The 14,871-nt window shown below is 71.9% G+C and carries 16 protein-coding genes; 15 read left to right on the forward strand and 1 reads right to left on the reverse strand.

From position 1 onward, the window contains the following. The first annotated feature begins 103 nt into the window (after positions 1-103). The 11 genes from ald to OG214_RS30225 all read left to right on the forward strand — a co-directional run bounded on the left by ald (position 104) and on the right by OG214_RS30225 (position 10,981). Positions 104-1,219, forward strand: coding sequence for an alanine dehydrogenase (ald, locus tag OG214_RS30175; protein WP_363083529.1), 1,116 nt, complete (start codon positions 104-106; stop codon positions 1,217-1,219). A gap of 381 nt (positions 1,220-1,600) precedes the next feature. Then, positions 1,601-2,722 (forward strand): ParA family protein, encoded by a 1,122-nt coding sequence (locus tag OG214_RS30180; protein ID WP_363083530.1) that lies wholly within the window; start codon positions 1,601-1,603, stop codon positions 2,720-2,722. Beyond that, positions 2,719-3,303, forward strand: coding sequence for a hypothetical protein (locus tag OG214_RS30185; RefSeq protein ID WP_405987658.1), 585 nt, complete (start codon positions 2,719-2,721; stop codon positions 3,301-3,303). The genes OG214_RS30180 and OG214_RS30185 overlap by 4 nt, the downstream gene beginning before the upstream one ends. A gap of 48 nt (positions 3,304-3,351) precedes the next feature. Further along, positions 3,352-4,560 carry a segregation and condensation protein A gene (locus OG214_RS30190; protein WP_405986509.1) on the forward strand — a complete coding sequence of 403 codons (1,209 nt, stop codon included), beginning with the start codon at positions 3,352-3,354 and terminating at the stop codon, positions 4,558-4,560. Positions 4,561-4,622: 62 nt separating this feature from the next. Next, a complete protein-coding gene (gene scpB, locus OG214_RS30195) occupies positions 4,623-5,189 on the forward strand; it encodes an SMC-Scp complex subunit ScpB (RefSeq protein ID WP_382866600.1) in 567 nt (188 codons plus the stop codon). After that, positions 5,189-6,436, forward strand: a complete 1,248-nt coding sequence (locus OG214_RS30200; RefSeq protein ID WP_405986510.1) for a pseudouridine synthase — start codon at positions 5,189-5,191, stop codon at positions 6,434-6,436. Before scpB ends, OG214_RS30200 begins: the two co-directional genes overlap by 1 nt. A gap of 150 nt (positions 6,437-6,586) precedes the next feature. Then, positions 6,587-7,243, forward strand: a complete 657-nt coding sequence (gene pnuC, locus OG214_RS30205; RefSeq protein ID WP_405986511.1) for a nicotinamide riboside transporter PnuC — start codon at positions 6,587-6,589, stop codon at positions 7,241-7,243. Next, positions 7,240-8,325: an AAA family ATPase gene (locus OG214_RS30210; protein WP_405986512.1), complete on the forward strand. Its 1,086-nt coding sequence runs from the start codon at positions 7,240-7,242 to the stop codon at positions 8,323-8,325. The genes pnuC and OG214_RS30210 overlap by 4 nt, the downstream gene beginning before the upstream one ends. Then, positions 8,322-9,104, forward strand: a complete 783-nt coding sequence (locus OG214_RS30215) for an NUDIX hydrolase (protein ID WP_405986513.1) — start codon at positions 8,322-8,324, stop codon at positions 9,102-9,104. The genes OG214_RS30210 and OG214_RS30215 overlap by 4 nt, the downstream gene beginning before the upstream one ends. Beyond that, the gene (locus tag OG214_RS30220) at positions 9,101-10,123 is read left to right on the forward strand and encodes an ADP-ribosylglycohydrolase family protein (RefSeq protein ID WP_405986514.1); all 1,023 of its coding nucleotides are present in this window, start codon (positions 9,101-9,103) and stop codon (positions 10,121-10,123) included. The genes OG214_RS30215 and OG214_RS30220 overlap by 4 nt, the downstream gene beginning before the upstream one ends. Before the next feature lie 3 nt (positions 10,124-10,126). After that, positions 10,127-10,981: a DNA polymerase beta superfamily protein gene (locus tag OG214_RS30225; RefSeq protein WP_405986515.1), complete on the forward strand. Its 855-nt coding sequence runs from the start codon at positions 10,127-10,129 to the stop codon at positions 10,979-10,981. On the opposite strand, the gene OG214_RS30230 is transcribed toward OG214_RS30225, so the two are convergent. Then, positions 10,901-11,650, reverse strand: a complete 750-nt coding sequence (locus tag OG214_RS30230; protein ID WP_405986516.1) for a DNA polymerase beta superfamily protein — start codon at positions 11,648-11,650, stop codon at positions 10,901-10,903. The genes OG214_RS30225 and OG214_RS30230 overlap by 81 nt on opposite strands. A 186-nt stretch (positions 11,651-11,836) precedes the next feature. Here OG214_RS30230 and aroH point away from each other — a divergent pair, with 186 nt between their 5' ends. The 4 genes from aroH to OG214_RS30250 all read left to right on the forward strand — a co-directional run bounded on the left by aroH (position 11,837) and on the right by OG214_RS30250 (position 14,780). Next, on the forward strand, positions 11,837-12,199 hold the full coding sequence (gene aroH, locus OG214_RS30235) for a chorismate mutase (RefSeq protein ID WP_405986517.1): 363 nt from the start codon (positions 11,837-11,839) through the stop codon (positions 12,197-12,199). Further along, a complete protein-coding gene (locus OG214_RS30240; protein WP_363084797.1) occupies positions 12,196-13,281 on the forward strand; it encodes a prephenate dehydrogenase in 1,086 nt (361 codons plus the stop codon). The genes aroH and OG214_RS30240 overlap by 4 nt, the downstream gene beginning before the upstream one ends. A 135-nt stretch (positions 13,282-13,416) precedes the next feature. Then, entirely contained in the window at positions 13,417-14,130 is a 714-nt protein-coding gene (gene cmk, locus OG214_RS30245; protein ID WP_363084796.1) for a (d)CMP kinase, read from the forward strand. Positions 14,131-14,192: 62 nt separating this feature from the next. Next, on the forward strand, positions 14,193-14,780 hold the full coding sequence (locus OG214_RS30250; RefSeq protein ID WP_405987659.1) for a lysophospholipid acyltransferase family protein: 588 nt from the start codon (positions 14,193-14,195) through the stop codon (positions 14,778-14,780). Positions 14,781-14,871: the final 91 nt, after the last annotated feature.

The raw sequence follows: 14,871 nt of genomic DNA on the forward strand, positions 1-14,871 counted from the left end.
GGCTCTGCCGCATCGCACGCGGTGTGCCCCGGTGCGCTCTTCCGCGCCCCGGTCCCCCTGGCATTGCCCCCGCAATCCCCTGAGCCAAGGACCGTGATCTGCCGTGTTGGTCGGTATCCCCCGCGAGGTCAAGAACAACGAGTTCCGGGTGGCCATCACCCCCGCCGGTGTGCACGAGCTGGTGCGCCAGGGCCATGAGGTCGTCATCGAGCGGAACGCCGGCGCCGGTTCCTCGATCACGGACGAGGAGTTCGGCGCGGCCGGCGCGCGGATCCTGGCCACCGCGGACGAGGTCTGGGCCGCCGCCGACCTGCTGCTGAAGGTCAAGGAGCCGATCGCGGAGGAGTACCACCGGCTCCGCAAGGGCCAGACGCTCTTCACCTATCTCCATCTCGCCGCGTCCCGCGCCTGCACCGACGCGCTGCTGGACTCGGGCACCACGGCCATCGCGTACGAGACGGTCGAGACCGCGGGCCGGGCGCTGCCGCTGCTCGCCCCGATGTCCGAGGTCGCGGGCCGGCTCGCGCCGCAGGTCGGCGCGTACCACCTGATGCGCTCGGCCGGCGGCCGCGGTGTCCTGCCGGGCGGGGTGCCGGGTACGGCGGCGGGCCGGGCCGTCGTCATCGGCGGCGGTGTCTCCGGCTGGAACGCCACCCAGATCGCCGTCGGCATGGGCTTCCATGTGACCCTGCTCGACCGTGACATCAGCAAGCTGCGCGAGGCCGACCGGATCTTCGGCACCCAGGTGCAGACCATTGTCTCCAACGCCTTCGAACTGGAGCGCGCGGTCGTCGAGGCGGACCTTGTCATAGGGGCCGTACTCATCCCCGGGGCGAAGGCGCCGAAGCTCGTCACCAATGAGCTGGTCGCCAAGATGAGGCCCGGAAGTGTACTTGTCGACATTGCGATTGATCAGGGCGGCTGCTTCGAGGATTCACACCCCACGACACACGCCGAGCCGACCTTCCCGGTCCACGGGTCGGTCTTCTACTGCGTCGCCAACATGCCGGGCGCCGTACCCAACACCTCGACATACGCGCTGACCAACGCCACGCTGCCGTACATCGTGGAGCTGGCGAACCGCGGCTGGACCGAGGCGCTGCGCCGGGATCCCGCCCTCGCCAAGGGGCTCAACACCCACGAGGGCCAGGTGTTCTACCGTGAGGTCGCCGAGGCCCATGGGCTGGATCACGCCGAATTGAGCGCGCTTCTGGGCTGATGCGTCAATCTGTGACGTCAACATCACGCCAGCGGCCGGACCTTGATCGACGGGGTCCGGCCGGACGTGTGCCCGGACGGCTCCGAACCCCCGGTCAACTCGCCTCGAACGTAACCTTTTCACCGATTCGCCGAGCCGTGAAACGTGTGCGCCATGCCTTGATGAGAGGCTTGTGCGCCCTTGACAGAGGGATGTTCCGTTGCCGACACATCGGGCCGGGTCCGGCGGATTGTGTTGCTGCGGACCGGTGACACGCCATAGAGTCGCCAACCGTCGGCATGGTGCCACGCTGACCTATCGATAAGTTTCCTGGTCCCGTCCAAGGAGGTAAGACGACTTGTGAATGAGTCGACATTTACTCCCGGGGGTGGTCAACCAGGAATGCCGGTGAGGGGCCAGAGCCCGTCGTCCGGGTTCGAGGCTGTCGGCTCCGTAGCTGTCCGCACCTTCGCCACCCACCAGCACATGACGACAGCCCACCAGATGATGGACGGCCAACACGTGAACGCCATGGCCGGCAACGAGGGTGGCCGAGAGTCCACTCCATTCGCCGACTACGACGAAGTGCCCGAGGGGCACTTCTACGACCCCGACGCCGAGTACGAGCCGGATCCCGAGTACGCGGCCACTCTCGCCCCCGACGCCGCACGCCAGCGCCGTGAGCGGATCGGCCCGACCGGGCGTCCCCTGCCGTACTTCCCGATTCCGGGCCCGCTGACCGACCACGGGCCCGCGAAGATCATCGCGATGTGCAACCAGAAGGGCGGCGTCGGCAAGACGACGTCCACCATCAACCTCGGCGCCGCGCTGGCGGAGTACGGCCGGCGTGTGCTGCTCGTCGACTTCGACCCGCAGGGAGCCCTGTCGGTCGGTCTCGGCGTGAATCCGATGGAGCTGGACCTCACCGTCTACAACCTGCTCATGGAGCGGGGCATGGCGGCCGACGAGGTCCTCCTGAAGACCGCCGTGCCCAACATGGATCTGCTGCCCAGCAACATCGACCTCTCGGCCGCCGAGGTGCAGCTCGTCAGCGAGGTCGCGCGCGAGTCCACGCTCCAGCGGGCGCTGAAGCCGCTGATGCAGGACTACGACTACATCGTGATCGACTGCCAGCCCTCGCTCGGTCTGCTGACCGTGAACGCGCTGACGGCCGCGCACAAGGTGATCGTGCCGCTGGAGTGCGAGTTCTTCGCGCTGCGCGGGGTGGCCCTGCTGACCGAGACGATCGAGAAGGTCCAGGAGCGGCTCAACCCGGAACTGGAGCTGGACGGCATCCTCGCCACGATGTACGACTCCCGTACGGTGCACAGCCGCGAGGTCCTCGCGCGGGTGGTCGAGGCCTTCGACGACCACGTGTACCACACGGTGATCGGGCGGACCGTGCGCTTCCCGGAGACCACGGTCGCCGGTGAGCCCATCACGACGTACGCCTCGAACTCCGTGGGCGCCGCCGCGTATCGCCAGCTCGCCAGGGAGGTGCTCGCCCGGTGTCACGCCGAGTGAGTCTGCCCGGGGCCGACGAGCTGTTCCGTACGACCGGGGGGACGGCGCTCCAGTCCTCCTCGCCCGCGGAGCGGCGCCGGAACGCCAACGGCGAGCCGCGGGTGCCGGCGCCGGCCGGGGAGAGCGACCCGGCGGGCGAGCCGGGGGTACCGGGCCAGACCGCGTCGGCCGCGTCCGCGCCGGCCCCCGTTGACGAGCACTCCGCCGCCGGCACGGACTCCGCGGAAGCGCCCAGGAGCCGTACGGCGGGCGCGGAGCAGGCGGCCAACGCCGTGAAGGGACGCCGGACGCAGGAGACCGGCGGACCGGGACCCGCGCCGTCCGGCGGCCAGCAGCGCCGCCGGGGGCGGGGCGCCAACCGCCGCCCCAGCGGGCGCGAGCGGCACGACGAGAAGATCACGGTCTATGTCTCGGCCGAGGAACTGATGGACCTGGAGCACGCGCGGCTCGTACTGCGCGGTGAGCACGGCCTCGCCGTGGACCGCGGGCGGATCGTCCGCGAGGCGGTCGCGGTGGTCCTCGCCGACCTCGAATCACGCGGCGACGCGAGCATCCTCGTACGGCGCCTGCGCGGGCGCTGAGGGTAGCCTGCGCGGGCAGTACCCCCGCTCCCCGCCCCCAGGACCCCGATGCCCCCGCCCTCCCCTTCCGCCCGCCGCCCGCTGGGCCGTGGCCCTGGCGTGCCGTCCCCCGCGCCGGCGGCCCCCGAGGAGAGCGCCGGGCCCCTCGCGCCCCCTGAGGAGAGCCCTGGGTCCGCGCCCGCGCCTGCGGAGCCCGCACCCGAGTCCGCGGAGGCCGCGCCCGCGCCTGCGGAGCCCGTACCCGAGTCCGCGGAGGCCGCACCAGCGCCTGCGGAGCCCGTACCCGAGTCCGCCGCCGACGTGTCACACCCCGCCCCGCCCGGAGTGCCGGGCGCCGGGACACCGGACGCCCGCGGGCCGGATGCCGGGCCCGACGCCGGGCCCGCCGATGACGACGGGCGGTTCACCGTACGGCTGTCGAACTTCGAGGGGCCGTTCGATCTGCTGTTGCAGCTCATCTCGAAGCACAAGATGGATGTGACCGAGGTCGCGCTGTCCAGGGTGACCGACGAGTTCATGGCGCACATCCGGGCCATGGGCCCCGACTGGGACCTGGACCAGACCACCGAGTTCCTCGTGGTCGCCGCCACGCTGCTGGATCTGAAGGCGGCCCGGCTGCTGCCCACCGCCGAGATCGAGGACGAGGCGGATCTCGCCCTGCTGGAGGCACGGGACCTGCTCTTCGCCCGGCTGCTCCAGTACCGCGCGTACAAGCAGGTCGCCGAGATCCTCAGCGGGCGGCTGGACGCCGAGGCCCGGCGCTATCCCCGTACCGTCGGACTGGAGCCCCACCACGCCGCGCTGCTCCCCGAGGTCGTGATCAGGATCGGGCCCGAGGGTTTCGCCGCGCTCGCCGTGAAGGCGATGCAGCCCAAGCCCGAGCCGCGGGTGTACGTCGACCACATCCACGCGCCGCTGGTCTCCGTACGGGAGCAGGCGGGGATCGTCGTCGCGCTGCTGCGGGAGCGCGGGGAGGCCAGCTTCCAGTCGCTCACCGAGGACGCCGCCGACACCCTCACCGTCGTGGCGCGGTTCCTGGCCCTGCTGGAGCTGTACCGGGAGCGGGCGGTCTCCCTGGACCAGGAGGAGGCTCTCGGCCGGCTCATGGTCCGCTGGACGGGCGGGGACGGCGACGCGGAGCCGGCCGTGACCGACGAGTTCGACCGCACGGCCGAGGACCGTGCCGAGGAGCACCGTGCCGCGGAGGGCGGCGACACCGCCGAGGACAGCGCCGAGGACAGCGAGGAGAAGGTGTGAGCGAGCAGCAGTCACGTACCGTCGCGGAACTGGATCTCAAGCCCGCCCTGGAGGCGGTCCTCATGGTGGTCGACGAGCCCGCCACCGAGGAGCATCTCGCCAAGGTCCTCGACCGCCCCCGGCGGGCCGTCGCCGACGCCCTGCGGGAGCTCGCCGACGAGTACACCGTCCAGCGCCGCGGCTTCGAACTGCGGCTGATCGCGGGCGGCTGGCGTTTCTACACCCGGCCCGAGTACGCGGAGGCCGTCGAGGGCTTCGTGCTCGACGGCCAGCAGGCCCGGCTCACCCAGGCCGCGCTGGAGACCCTCGCGGTCGTCGCGTACCGCCAGCCCGTGAGCCGGTCCAGGGTCTCCGCGGTACGGGGAGTCAACTGCGACGGCGTCATGCGCACGCTGCTCCAGCGCGGGCTGGTCGAGGAGGCGGGCGCGGAACCCGAAACAGGTGCGATCCTGTACAGGACGACGAACTACTTTTTGGAGCGGATGGGCCTGCGGGGCCTGGACGAACTTCCGGAACTCGCGCCCTTCCTCCCCGAGGCGGACGCGATCGAGGCCGAGAGCCAGGAAGGTGTTCCGTCGTTCGATCCGGACGCACCGGATACCGACGCAGACGACAAGACGGAACTTTGATGCGAAGCAGTGGCAGGAACAGCGGCAGCGGCAACAGGAACAGCGGAGGCGGGAGCGGCGGCGGCAACCGGAACAGCCGGGACGACCGGGGCGGCCGGGGTGCCGGCAGCGGCCGGAGCGCCGGCGGCGGTGGCCGGGACGACCAGCAGAAGCGGCCGTCCCGCCCGCGTCCCGAGGAGCGCCGTTACGACGTCGGCCGCTCGGGTCCGACCGGCGGTTCCGGCGCGTCCGGTGCGCCCGGCGGCGCGCGCCGTTCCGGTGGCTCCGGTGGTTCCGGCCGCTCCGGTGAGACGGACGGTGCCACCGGCGGCGGCTCCCGTCAGGGCGGCGGTGCCCGGGGCGCGGCGGCCCGTGGCGGCGCCAAGGGCGGTCCCAGGCCCGCGCAGAGCGGCGGCGGCCGTGGCGGCCCGCGCCGGGGCGCCGCGGCCCGCCCCCGTGAGCTGGACGCCAAGATCGAGCAGCGCAACCGCGACCGGTACGCGGAGCGGCCCTCGGTCAAGACCCCCAGGACGTCCGGCGCCGAGCAGGAGGGCGAGCGGCTCCAGAAGGTCCTCGCCCGCGCCGGCATGGGCTCGCGCCGCGCCTGCGAGGAGCTGATCGAGCAGGCCCGGGTCGAGGTCAACGGCGAGATCGTCGTCGAGCAGGGCATGCGCGTCGATCCGGAGAAGGACGAGATCAAGGTCGACGGGCTGACCGTCGCCACCCAGTCGTATCTCTTCTTCGCGCTGAACAAGCCGGCCGGGGTCGTCTCCACGATGGAGGACCCGGACGGCCGCCAGTCCCTCGGCGACTACGTCACCAACCGCGAGACCCGGCTCTTCCACGTCGGCCGGCTCGACACGGAGACCGAGGGCATCATCCTGCTCACCAACCACGGTGAGCTGGCCCACCGTCTGACCCACCCCAAGTACGGCGTCAAGAAGATCTATCTGGCCGCGATCCAGGGCCCGCTGCCGCGCGATCTGGGCAAGCGGCTCAAGGACGGCATCCAGCTGGAGGACGGCTACGCCAAGGCCGACCACTTCCGTGTCGTCGAGAACACCGGGAAGAACTATCTGGTGGAGGTCACCCTCCACGAGGGCCGCAAGCACATCGTCCGGCGGATGCTCTCCGAGGCCGGGTTCCCGGTGGACCGGCTCGTACGGACGTCCTTCGGCCCGATCCCGCTGGGCGACCAGAAGTCCGGCTGGCTGCGGCGTCTCACCAACACCGAGGTCGGCATGCTGATGAAGGAAGTGGGGTTGTAGCCCCAGGCGGTACGCGGCGATGCCCGCCGTACCCGGGAAGCAGCGAGCAGCAAGCAGGAAGAAAGAGCCCGTGGCCGTCGGCCGCGGGCTTTTCCCTTGTGGAGCAAGCCCGTTCACTTTATAGTCAGTATGACCATTAAGGAGGCGGGTGTGAGTCTCGCGGACTTCCTCGATCCCTTGCAGCGTCCGCTGCTGACCGTCCTGGACACCCCGGTGAGCTGGACCGAGGTGCTCGGCTTCGGCAGCGGCGCGCTCTGCGTCTGGCTCGTGGCCCGCCAGCACCTCGCCAACTGGCCGATAGGAATCGCCAACAACGTCTTCTTCATCCTGCTGTTCACCCAGGCGGGCCTGTACGCCGACGCGGGGCTGCAGGTCGTCTTCATCACCCTCGCCGCGTACGGCTGGTGGACCTGGACCCACGGGGGTGGACCAGGCTCGTCCCTGCCGGTGCGGCGTACGACCCGCACCGAATGGAACCGGCTGCTCGCGGCGGGGGCGGTGGGGACACTCGGACTGACGCTGCTCCTCGGCCGGGCCACGGACTCGACCGTGCCCTTCTGGGACGCCCTGACCACGGCGCTCTCCCTGATGGCGACCTACGGACAGTGCCGCAAGCGGCTGGAGTCGTGGTGGCTGTGGATCGCGGCGGACCTCGTGTACATCCCGCTCTACGCGCACAAGGACCTCTATCTGACCTCGCTGCTCTATCTCGGCTTCCTGGCCCTGTGCGTGGCGGGGCTGCGCAACTGGTCCAGGGACCTCACCGGGGGTCCGCCCCGGCCGACGGCGGAGGCGACCGCGCTATGAGCGACTTCGCACACGGCCTGGTGCTCGGCAAGTTCTATCCGCCGCACGCCGGCCACCACCATCTCGTACGGACCGCGCGGGACCGCTGCGCCCGGCTGACCGTGCTGGTCTGCGCCTCCTCGGTGGAGTCCGTACCGCTGGCCGACCGTGTCCGCTGGATGCGCGAGGTCCACCCGGAGCCGGACATACGGGTCGTGGGCGCGGTCGACGACATCCCCGTGGATCTGGCCGACCCCGCCGTCTGGGACGCCCATATGGCCGTCTTCCGCGGGGCCGTGCCCGAGCCGGTCGACGCCGTCTTCAGCTCGGAGACCTACGGCGGGGAACTGGGGCGGCGGTTCGGCGCCGAGTCCGTCCTCGTCGACCAGGACCGTACGGTCTTCCCGGTCTCCGGCACCGCCGTGCGCAAGGACCCCGTCGGCTGCTGGGACTTGCTCGCACCGCCCGTACGCGCGGCGCTGACCCGCCGTGTCGTGGTGCTCGGCGCCGAGTCCACCGGCACCACCACCCTGGCGCTGGCACTGGCCGAGCACTACCGGCGGCGCGGCGGGGTGTGGGCGCGGACCCGGTGCGTGCCCGAGTACGGGCGGGAGTTCAGCGAACGGAAGCTGGCCGCCCTGCGCGCCCGGTGGCCGCGGGCGCGCTGGGAGGACGTCGAGTTCACCGCGGAGGAGTTCCCGCTGATCGCCCAGCGGCAGAACGAACTGGAGGACACGGCGGCGCGGGCGGGGTCTCCCGTGCTCTTCTGCGACACGGACTCCTTCGCCACCACCGTCTGGCACGAACGGTATCTGGGCGGACATGATCCCCGGACCGCGGAGATCGCGGAACGGAACACCCATCATCTCTGGCTGCTCACCGACCACGAGGGTGTCGCCTTCGAGGACGACGGACTGCGCGACGGGGAGGAGCTGCGGCCCTGGATGACGGCCCGGTTCGGGGCGGAACTCGCCCGTACCGGAAGGCAGTTCATCCGGGTGAGCGGATCGCGCGAGGAGCGGCTCGGCGCCTCGGTCGCCGCCGTCGACGCGCTGCTCGCCCGGGGCTGGGACTTCGCCCCGCCGCTTCCGGAGCGGCGGTGAGCGCCCGGGGGACCGGCGCCCCGGCCGCCGGGCGGGCGCGGGCGCGGGTGCCCGAGGACTACGACCCCTCCGCCTTCGAGCCGTTCGCGGTCACCGTCGACCTCGCCGTCTTCACCGTCCGCGAGGGCCGGCTGCACGTCCTGCTCGTCGAGCGCGGCCAGGAGCCCTATCTGGGCGCCTGGGCGCTGCCGGGCGGCTTCGTCCTGCCGAGGGAGTCCGCCGGGCAGGCCGCCCGCCGTGAACTCGCGGAGGAGACCGGCCTGTCGGCGGAGACCGCGGGCGCCTTCCATCTGGAGCAGCTCCGTACGTACAGCGACCCGGACCGCGACCCGAGGATGCGGGTCGTCTCCGTGGCGTACGCGGCGCTCGTGCCCGATCTGCCGGAGCCGAGGGGCGGCGGGGACGCCGCCCGCGCCCGGTGGGTGGAGTTCGGCGCCAACGGGCCGCTGGCCTTCGACCACGAGCACATCCTCGCCGACGCCTACGACCGTGTCGGCGCCAAGCTCGAATACACCTGTCTCGCCACGGCCTTCTGTCCGGCCGAGTTCACGCTCGGCGAGCTGCGACAGGTGTACGAGACCGTCTGGGGCGTGGAACTCGACCCTCCCAACTTCCGGCGCAAGGTGCTCACCACGCCCGGCTTCGTCCAGGCGCTGGACCGTCCGCCGCGCAGGACCGGAGGCCGGGGGAAACCGGCCGCGCTGTATCGCGCGGGCGCCGCCACCACGCTGCATCCACCTCTGCTGCGACCGGATCGACAGGAAGGACGGACCGTATGATCATCGCGAGGACCCTCACCAAACAGGCCGCGACGGGCTCGCTGATCGGGCTCGCGCTCGGTGACGCCCTCGGCTTCCCGACCGAGTTCAACGATGTGCCGTCGATCCTGGCCAAGTGCGGCCCCTGGCGGGAGATGCCCCTGCCGCGGCCCGCGATCGTCACGGACGACACCCAGATGACGCTCGCGTTCGCCCGGGGCATCCGGACGGCGATGGACCGGGGCGTGCTCGGTCCCGTCCGGCTGGAGCGCCCGGTGCGGGACGAGTTCGTCGACTGGTACCACTCACCGGACAACAACCGCGCCCCCGGCCGCACCTGTCTGAGGGCGTGCGCGCTCCTCGACAGCGACCGGCCCTGGCAGAGCGCCAGCCAGATCGGCTCCAAGGGGTGCGGCGCCAATATGCGGGTGGCGCCGATCGGGCTCGTACCCGGACTCAGCGACGAACAGCGGGCGGGCGCCGCGCAGTTGCAGTCGGCGCTCACCCATGGGCATCCGACGGCGCTCGCCGCCTCGGACCTCACCGCCCGCGCGGTGTATCTGCTGGCCCGGGGCGGCGAACCGGTCGGGCTGGTGGGGCAGTTGCGCTCGTACGCGTACGAGAACCGGGAGCGCTACTACCACCGCTGGCTCGGCGACCTCTGGACGCGCTCGCACGATTCCACGCCCGAGTCCTTCATCGCGCGCGGCTGGGACGAGTGTCTGGAGGCCCTGGAGCGGGTCCAGCTCGCCCTGCGCACACCCTCGCCGGAGACCGACCCGTGTCTGGCGACCGGGGACGGCTGGATCGCGGAGGAGGCCCTCGCCACCGGTCTGCTCTGCTTCCTGCTCTTCCCCGCCGACCCCGTCACCGCCCTGCGCCGGGCCGCCTGCACCCGGGGCGACTCGGACTCCATCGCCTGTCTGACGGGCGCGTTCGCCGGGGCGCACCTCGGCGCGGGGGCCTGGCCCAAGGAGTGGGCCGAGCGGATCGAGTACCGGAGCGATCTGATGTCGCTCGGAGCCCTCTGGGACTCTTGATCCATGCGTACGGACGAAGCGGTCCCCGACGGAAGAACCGGGGACGGAAGAACCGCGGACGGAAGAACCGCGGACGGAAGAACCGCCGAAGACCGCCTCCGCGCGGCCGGACTGCCGGTCACCGACCTCGGCCCGGTCCTCGCGGAGGAGAGCGATCCGCTGCTGTTCGTCACCGTCTCCGGGGCGCATCTCTACGGATTCCCGAGCCGGGACTCCGATGTGGACCTGCGCGGTGTCCATCTGCTGTCGGCCGCCGCGCTCACCGGGCTCCACGAGCCGGCCGAGACCCGGTCCTGGACGGCGGACCGGGACGGTACGGAGATGGATCTCGTCACCCACGATCTGCGCAAGTTCGCCCTGCTGATGCTGCGGCGCAACGGTTATGTGCTGGAGCAGCTCCTCTCGCCGCTGGTCGTGCGCACGAGCGAGGCGCACCGGGAGCTGATCGCGCTCGCCCCCGGTGTGCTGACCGGGCATCACGCCCACCACTACCAGGGCTTCGCGCGGACCCAGTGGCGGCTCTTCGAGAAGACCGGTGAACTCAAGCCCCTGCTCTACACCTTCCGCGCGCTGCTCACCGGCATCCATCTCATGCGCGGCGGCGGGATCCAGGCGCATCTGCCCACCCTGCTGGGCGAGGTGGCGGCGCCCGGCTATCTGCCGGAGCTGATCGCGGCGAAGGCGGGGGCGGAGCACGGACGGGCCGTCGGCGGGCCCGGGACGGAGCGGCTGCGGGCGGACGCGGAGGCGCTGGGCGCGGTGCTGGAGGAGGCGCGGTCAGCCACGGCCCTCCCCGACGCGCCCGCCGGGTACGAGGCGCTGCACCAGCTGGTCGTCCGTGTCCGGCTGGAGCGCTGAGGCGCGGCGGGTACGGATCAGGAAGTCCTCGACACGGGCGTGGTCCGGCTCCGGCGGCAGCGGCGAGCGCTCGGCCGCCCTGTCGGCCTCGTCGGCCAGCCGGGTCATCCTGCGCTCCACCTCCGGCCAGGGGACCTCGCCCCGCTTGACCGCCAGCAGCGACTCCCGGTCCGCGCCGACGTCGATGTCCAGCGTGCCCGTACGGAGCAGATCCCGGCAGCTCGCGAGCAGCCGCAGCAGATGCATGGCGTGCTTCCAGCGCGGGGCGCCGTGCAGACGGACGTCCGCTTCCAGCTTTCTGCGCTGGCCCGCGGCGTACCGTACGAAGGTCTCGTGCGCGTGGCGGGACAGGAACGCGTCGCGCAGCGAGAGGAGTTCACGGCCCGTGTCGTCGAGCCGCTCGACGAGCGGGGAGTGCAGACACTCCAGGACATTGGGGTTGGTGCGCAGCGCGAGCGCGCAGAAGCGCTCCAGCTCCCAGGAGAACTGCTCGGGGGCCGGCCCCTCCACATGGGCCGGCGGCTTCTCGAAACGCCAGTACAGCGGGGCCGGCGCGACGAAGACACCCCGCCGGTCCGTATCGCTCTCCTCCGTCGCGAGCCCGAAGGCGCGCGAGCCCATGACACAGGAGTAGACGGTGTGGTCACGGACCAGGACTTCGGGTGTCATGCGCGAGAGCGTACGGGGGCGGCGTACGGAGACGGCGTACGGGGACGGCACCGCGGGCCGGGCGTCCCCGGGCTGTCTACGCTGAGCTGAGCGGCCCGGACACCGACCGGGCACCACCCGACCGACCGGGCACTGCCCACCGGACAGCGACAGCGTCCGGGCGCAGTGCGGAACGAGGAGAACACCGTGGCGGTACGAGCGGTCTGCGGGGCCGTCCAGCTGGAGCGGGACGAGCCCGGACATATGGACGCCCAGGTCAGGTTGCTGCTCACGGCGATACTGGAGCGCAACGCGCTCACCGCGGACGATCTGATCAGTATCTGGTTCACCGCCACCCCCGATCTGCACAGCGACTTCCCGGCAGCCGCCGCCCGCGGGCTCGGAATGGCCGACGTCCCCCTCCTGTGTGCCCAGGAACTGGACATCGAGGGCGCCCTGCCCCGTGTCGTCCGTATCCTCGCCCATATCGAGTCCGACCTTCCCCGGTCGGAGATCGCGCACGTCTATCTCGGTGCCGCCGCCGCCCTCCGCAAGGACATCGCCCAGTGAGAACCGCTGTCGTCATAGGAACCGGCCTGATCGGCACCTCGGCCGCGCTGGCCCTGGCCGGCCGGGGCGTCACCGTCCATCTCAGCGATCACGACCTGTCCCGGGCCCGTACCGCCGCCGCGCTCGGCGCGGGGACGGACGAGGCGCCCGAGGGACCCGTCGACCTCGCGATCGTCGCCGTACCGCCCGCCCATGTCGCGGCCACGCTCGCCGCGGCCATGCGGGAGGGCGTGGCCCGCGGCTATCTGGACGTGGCGAGCGTCAAGGGCGGGCCCCGCCGTGAGCTGGAGGCGCTCGGTCTCGACCTGGACTCGTACATCGGTACGCACCCGATGGCCGGCAAGGAGCGCTCGGGTCCGCTGGCCGCGACCGCCGATCTCTTCGACGGACGCCCCTGGGTGCTGACCCCGACCCGGGACACCGACACCGAGGTGCTCAATCTGGCCCTGGAACTGGTCGCGCTCTGCCGCGCCGTGCCCGTGGTCATGGACGCCGACGCGCACGACCGGGCGGTCGCCCTGGTCTCCCACACCCCCCAGCTCATCTCGTCGATGGTCGCCGCCCGGCTGGCGGAGGCCGACGAGACGGCCGTACGCCTCTGTGGCCAGGGCATCCGCGATGTCACCCGGATCGCGGCCTCCGACCCCGCGATGTGGGTCGAGATCCTCTCCGCGAACCCCGGTCCCGTCGCCGATGTGCTGGCGGGGGTGGTCGCGGACCTCGGTGAGACGGTCGAGGCGCTGCGCGCGCTCCAGTCCTCCGACGAGGAGAAACGACGGGGCGGTACGGCCGGGATCGAGGACGTGCTGCGCCGCGGCAACGCGGGCCGGGCACGGGTGCCGGGCAAGCACGGCGCGGCCCCGGCGGCCTACGAGGTCGTGGCGGTCCTGGTCAGCGACCGTCCCGGGGAACTGGCCCGGATCTTCGCGGACGCCGGGCGCGCGGGCGTCAACGTCGAGGACGTCCGTATCGAACACGCGACCGGGCAGCAGGCGGGTCTGGTCCAGCTCATGGTGGAACCGGCGGCGGCACCGGTGCTCTCCGCGGCCCTGCGGGAACGCGGCTGGTCGATCCGGCAGTGACCGGTCCGCGGTCCCGGGCTCCGCGTCCCGCCGAACGGGTGCGTGGGCGGTCCTGAGTACTCGGTAACCTTGTGCGGGGGCGTTTGTGCGTCCCCGCACACAACACCCCGTGAACCAGGAAGGTGTCCGACCCCCGTGGAAATCGGAGCAACCCCCGCCCGGACCGCCCCGGCCGCCGTGATCGTCGCCATCGACGGGCCCTCGGGCACGGGCAAGTCGAGCACCTCCAAGGCCGTCGCCGCCCGGCTCGGGCTGAGCTATCTGGACACCGGCGCGCAGTACCGCGCGATGACCTGGTGGATGATCAGCAACGGGATCGATGTCACGGACGCCGTGGCCGTCGCGACCGCCGCGGGCAAGCCCGCCCTGGTCTCGGGCACGGACCCGGCCGGACCCACGATCACGGTCGACGGCACGGACGCCTCGGCCCCGATCCGTACCCAGGACGTCACCTCCAAGGTGAGCGCGGTCAGCGCGGTGCCCGAGGTACGGACCGTCATCACCGAGCTGCAGCGGTCCATCGCCGCCGCCGCGGTGAACGGCATCGTGGTCGAGGGCCGTGACATCGGTACGACGGTGCTGCCGGACGCCGATGTCAAGATCTTCCTCACCGCGTCCCCCGAGGCGCGTGCGGCCCGCCGCAGCGGCGAGCTGACCGGCAAGGAGGCGACCGATGTCGCCGCCACCAAGGACGCGCTGATCAAGCGGGACGCGGCCGACTCCAGCCGTAAGACGTCCCCGCTCGCGAAGGCAGGCGACGCGATCGAGGTCGACACCACGGAGCTCACGCTCCAGCAGGTCGTGGAGTCCGTCGTGGCCCTGGTCGAGGAGAAGCGGGCCGCGAAGTGAGCACGGTGTCCGCGGTGTCCGCACAGGGCGCGGAGGTCGGCCGCCGTATCGGCGTCGGGCTGATGCGGGGGTTCTGGAAGCCACGGGTGCTGGGCGCCTGGCGTGTTCCCGGGAGCGGCCCGGTGATACTGGCCGTGAACCACTCGCACAACATCGACGGTCCGATGGTGATGGGTGTCTCGCCCCGCCCGGTGCACTTCCTGGTCAAGAAGGAGGCGTTCATCGGTCCGCTCGACCCGTTTCTGCGGTCGATCGGGCAGGTGAAGGTGGACCGTGCCGTCGCCGACCGCGGCGCGATCGGTGACGCGCTCGGGGTGCTCGGGGCCGGCGGGGTGCTGGGGATCTTTCCCGAGGGCACCCGGGGCGAGGGGGACTTCGCCTCGCTGCGCGCCGGGCTCGCCTACTTCGCCGTACGGTCGGGAGCGCCGATCGTGCCGGTCGCGGTCCTGGGCAGTACGGAGAGCAGGGGCCGGCTGATACCGGCGCTGCCCCCGCTGCGCAGCCGGGTGGACGTCGTCTTCGGCGACGCCTTCGAGGCGGGCGACAGCGAGGGGCGGCGCACCCGCAAGGCGCTGGACGGGGCCACGGTACGGATCCAGGAGCGGCTGACCGCCCATCTGGAGCACGCCAGACGCCTCACCGGGCGCTAGAACCCGGGGCCCCGGGCCACCGGGCGATGTGGCCAGGTTCCACCGGGCGCCGGTACAGGCCCCGGGCGTGCGCGAGACTTGGCTTTTGAGT

This window comes from Streptomyces sp. NBC_00872, from assembly GCF_045161915.1.
Taxonomy (GTDB): Bacteria; Actinomycetota; Actinomycetes; order Streptomycetales; family Streptomycetaceae; genus Streptomyces.

Coding starts and splice junctions, on each gene's coding strand:
- OG214_RS30180 (WP_363083530.1), top strand. CDS start 1,601: ATGCCGGTGAGGGGCCAGAGCCCGTCGTCCGGGTTCGAGGCTGTCGGC.
- OG214_RS30190 (WP_405986509.1), top strand. CDS start 3,352: ATGCCCCCGCCCTCCCCTTCCGCCCGCCGCCCGCTGGGCCGTGGCCCT.
- scpB (WP_382866600.1), top strand. CDS start 4,623: ATGGTGGTCGACGAGCCCGCCACCGAGGAGCATCTCGCCAAGGTCCTC.
- OG214_RS30200 (WP_405986510.1), top strand. CDS start 5,189: ATGCGAAGCAGTGGCAGGAACAGCGGCAGCGGCAACAGGAACAGCGGA.
- OG214_RS30210 (WP_405986512.1), top strand. CDS start 7,240: ATGAGCGACTTCGCACACGGCCTGGTGCTCGGCAAGTTCTATCCGCCG.
- OG214_RS30220 (WP_405986514.1), top strand. CDS start 9,101: ATGATCATCGCGAGGACCCTCACCAAACAGGCCGCGACGGGCTCGCTG.
- OG214_RS30225 (WP_405986515.1), top strand. CDS start 10,127: ATGCGTACGGACGAAGCGGTCCCCGACGGAAGAACCGGGGACGGAAGA.
- OG214_RS30230 (WP_405986516.1), bottom strand. CDS start 11,650: ATGACACCCGAAGTCCTGGTCCGTGACCACACCGTCTACTCCTGTGTC.
- OG214_RS30250 (WP_405987659.1), top strand. CDS start 14,193: ATGCGGGGGTTCTGGAAGCCACGGGTGCTGGGCGCCTGGCGTGTTCCC.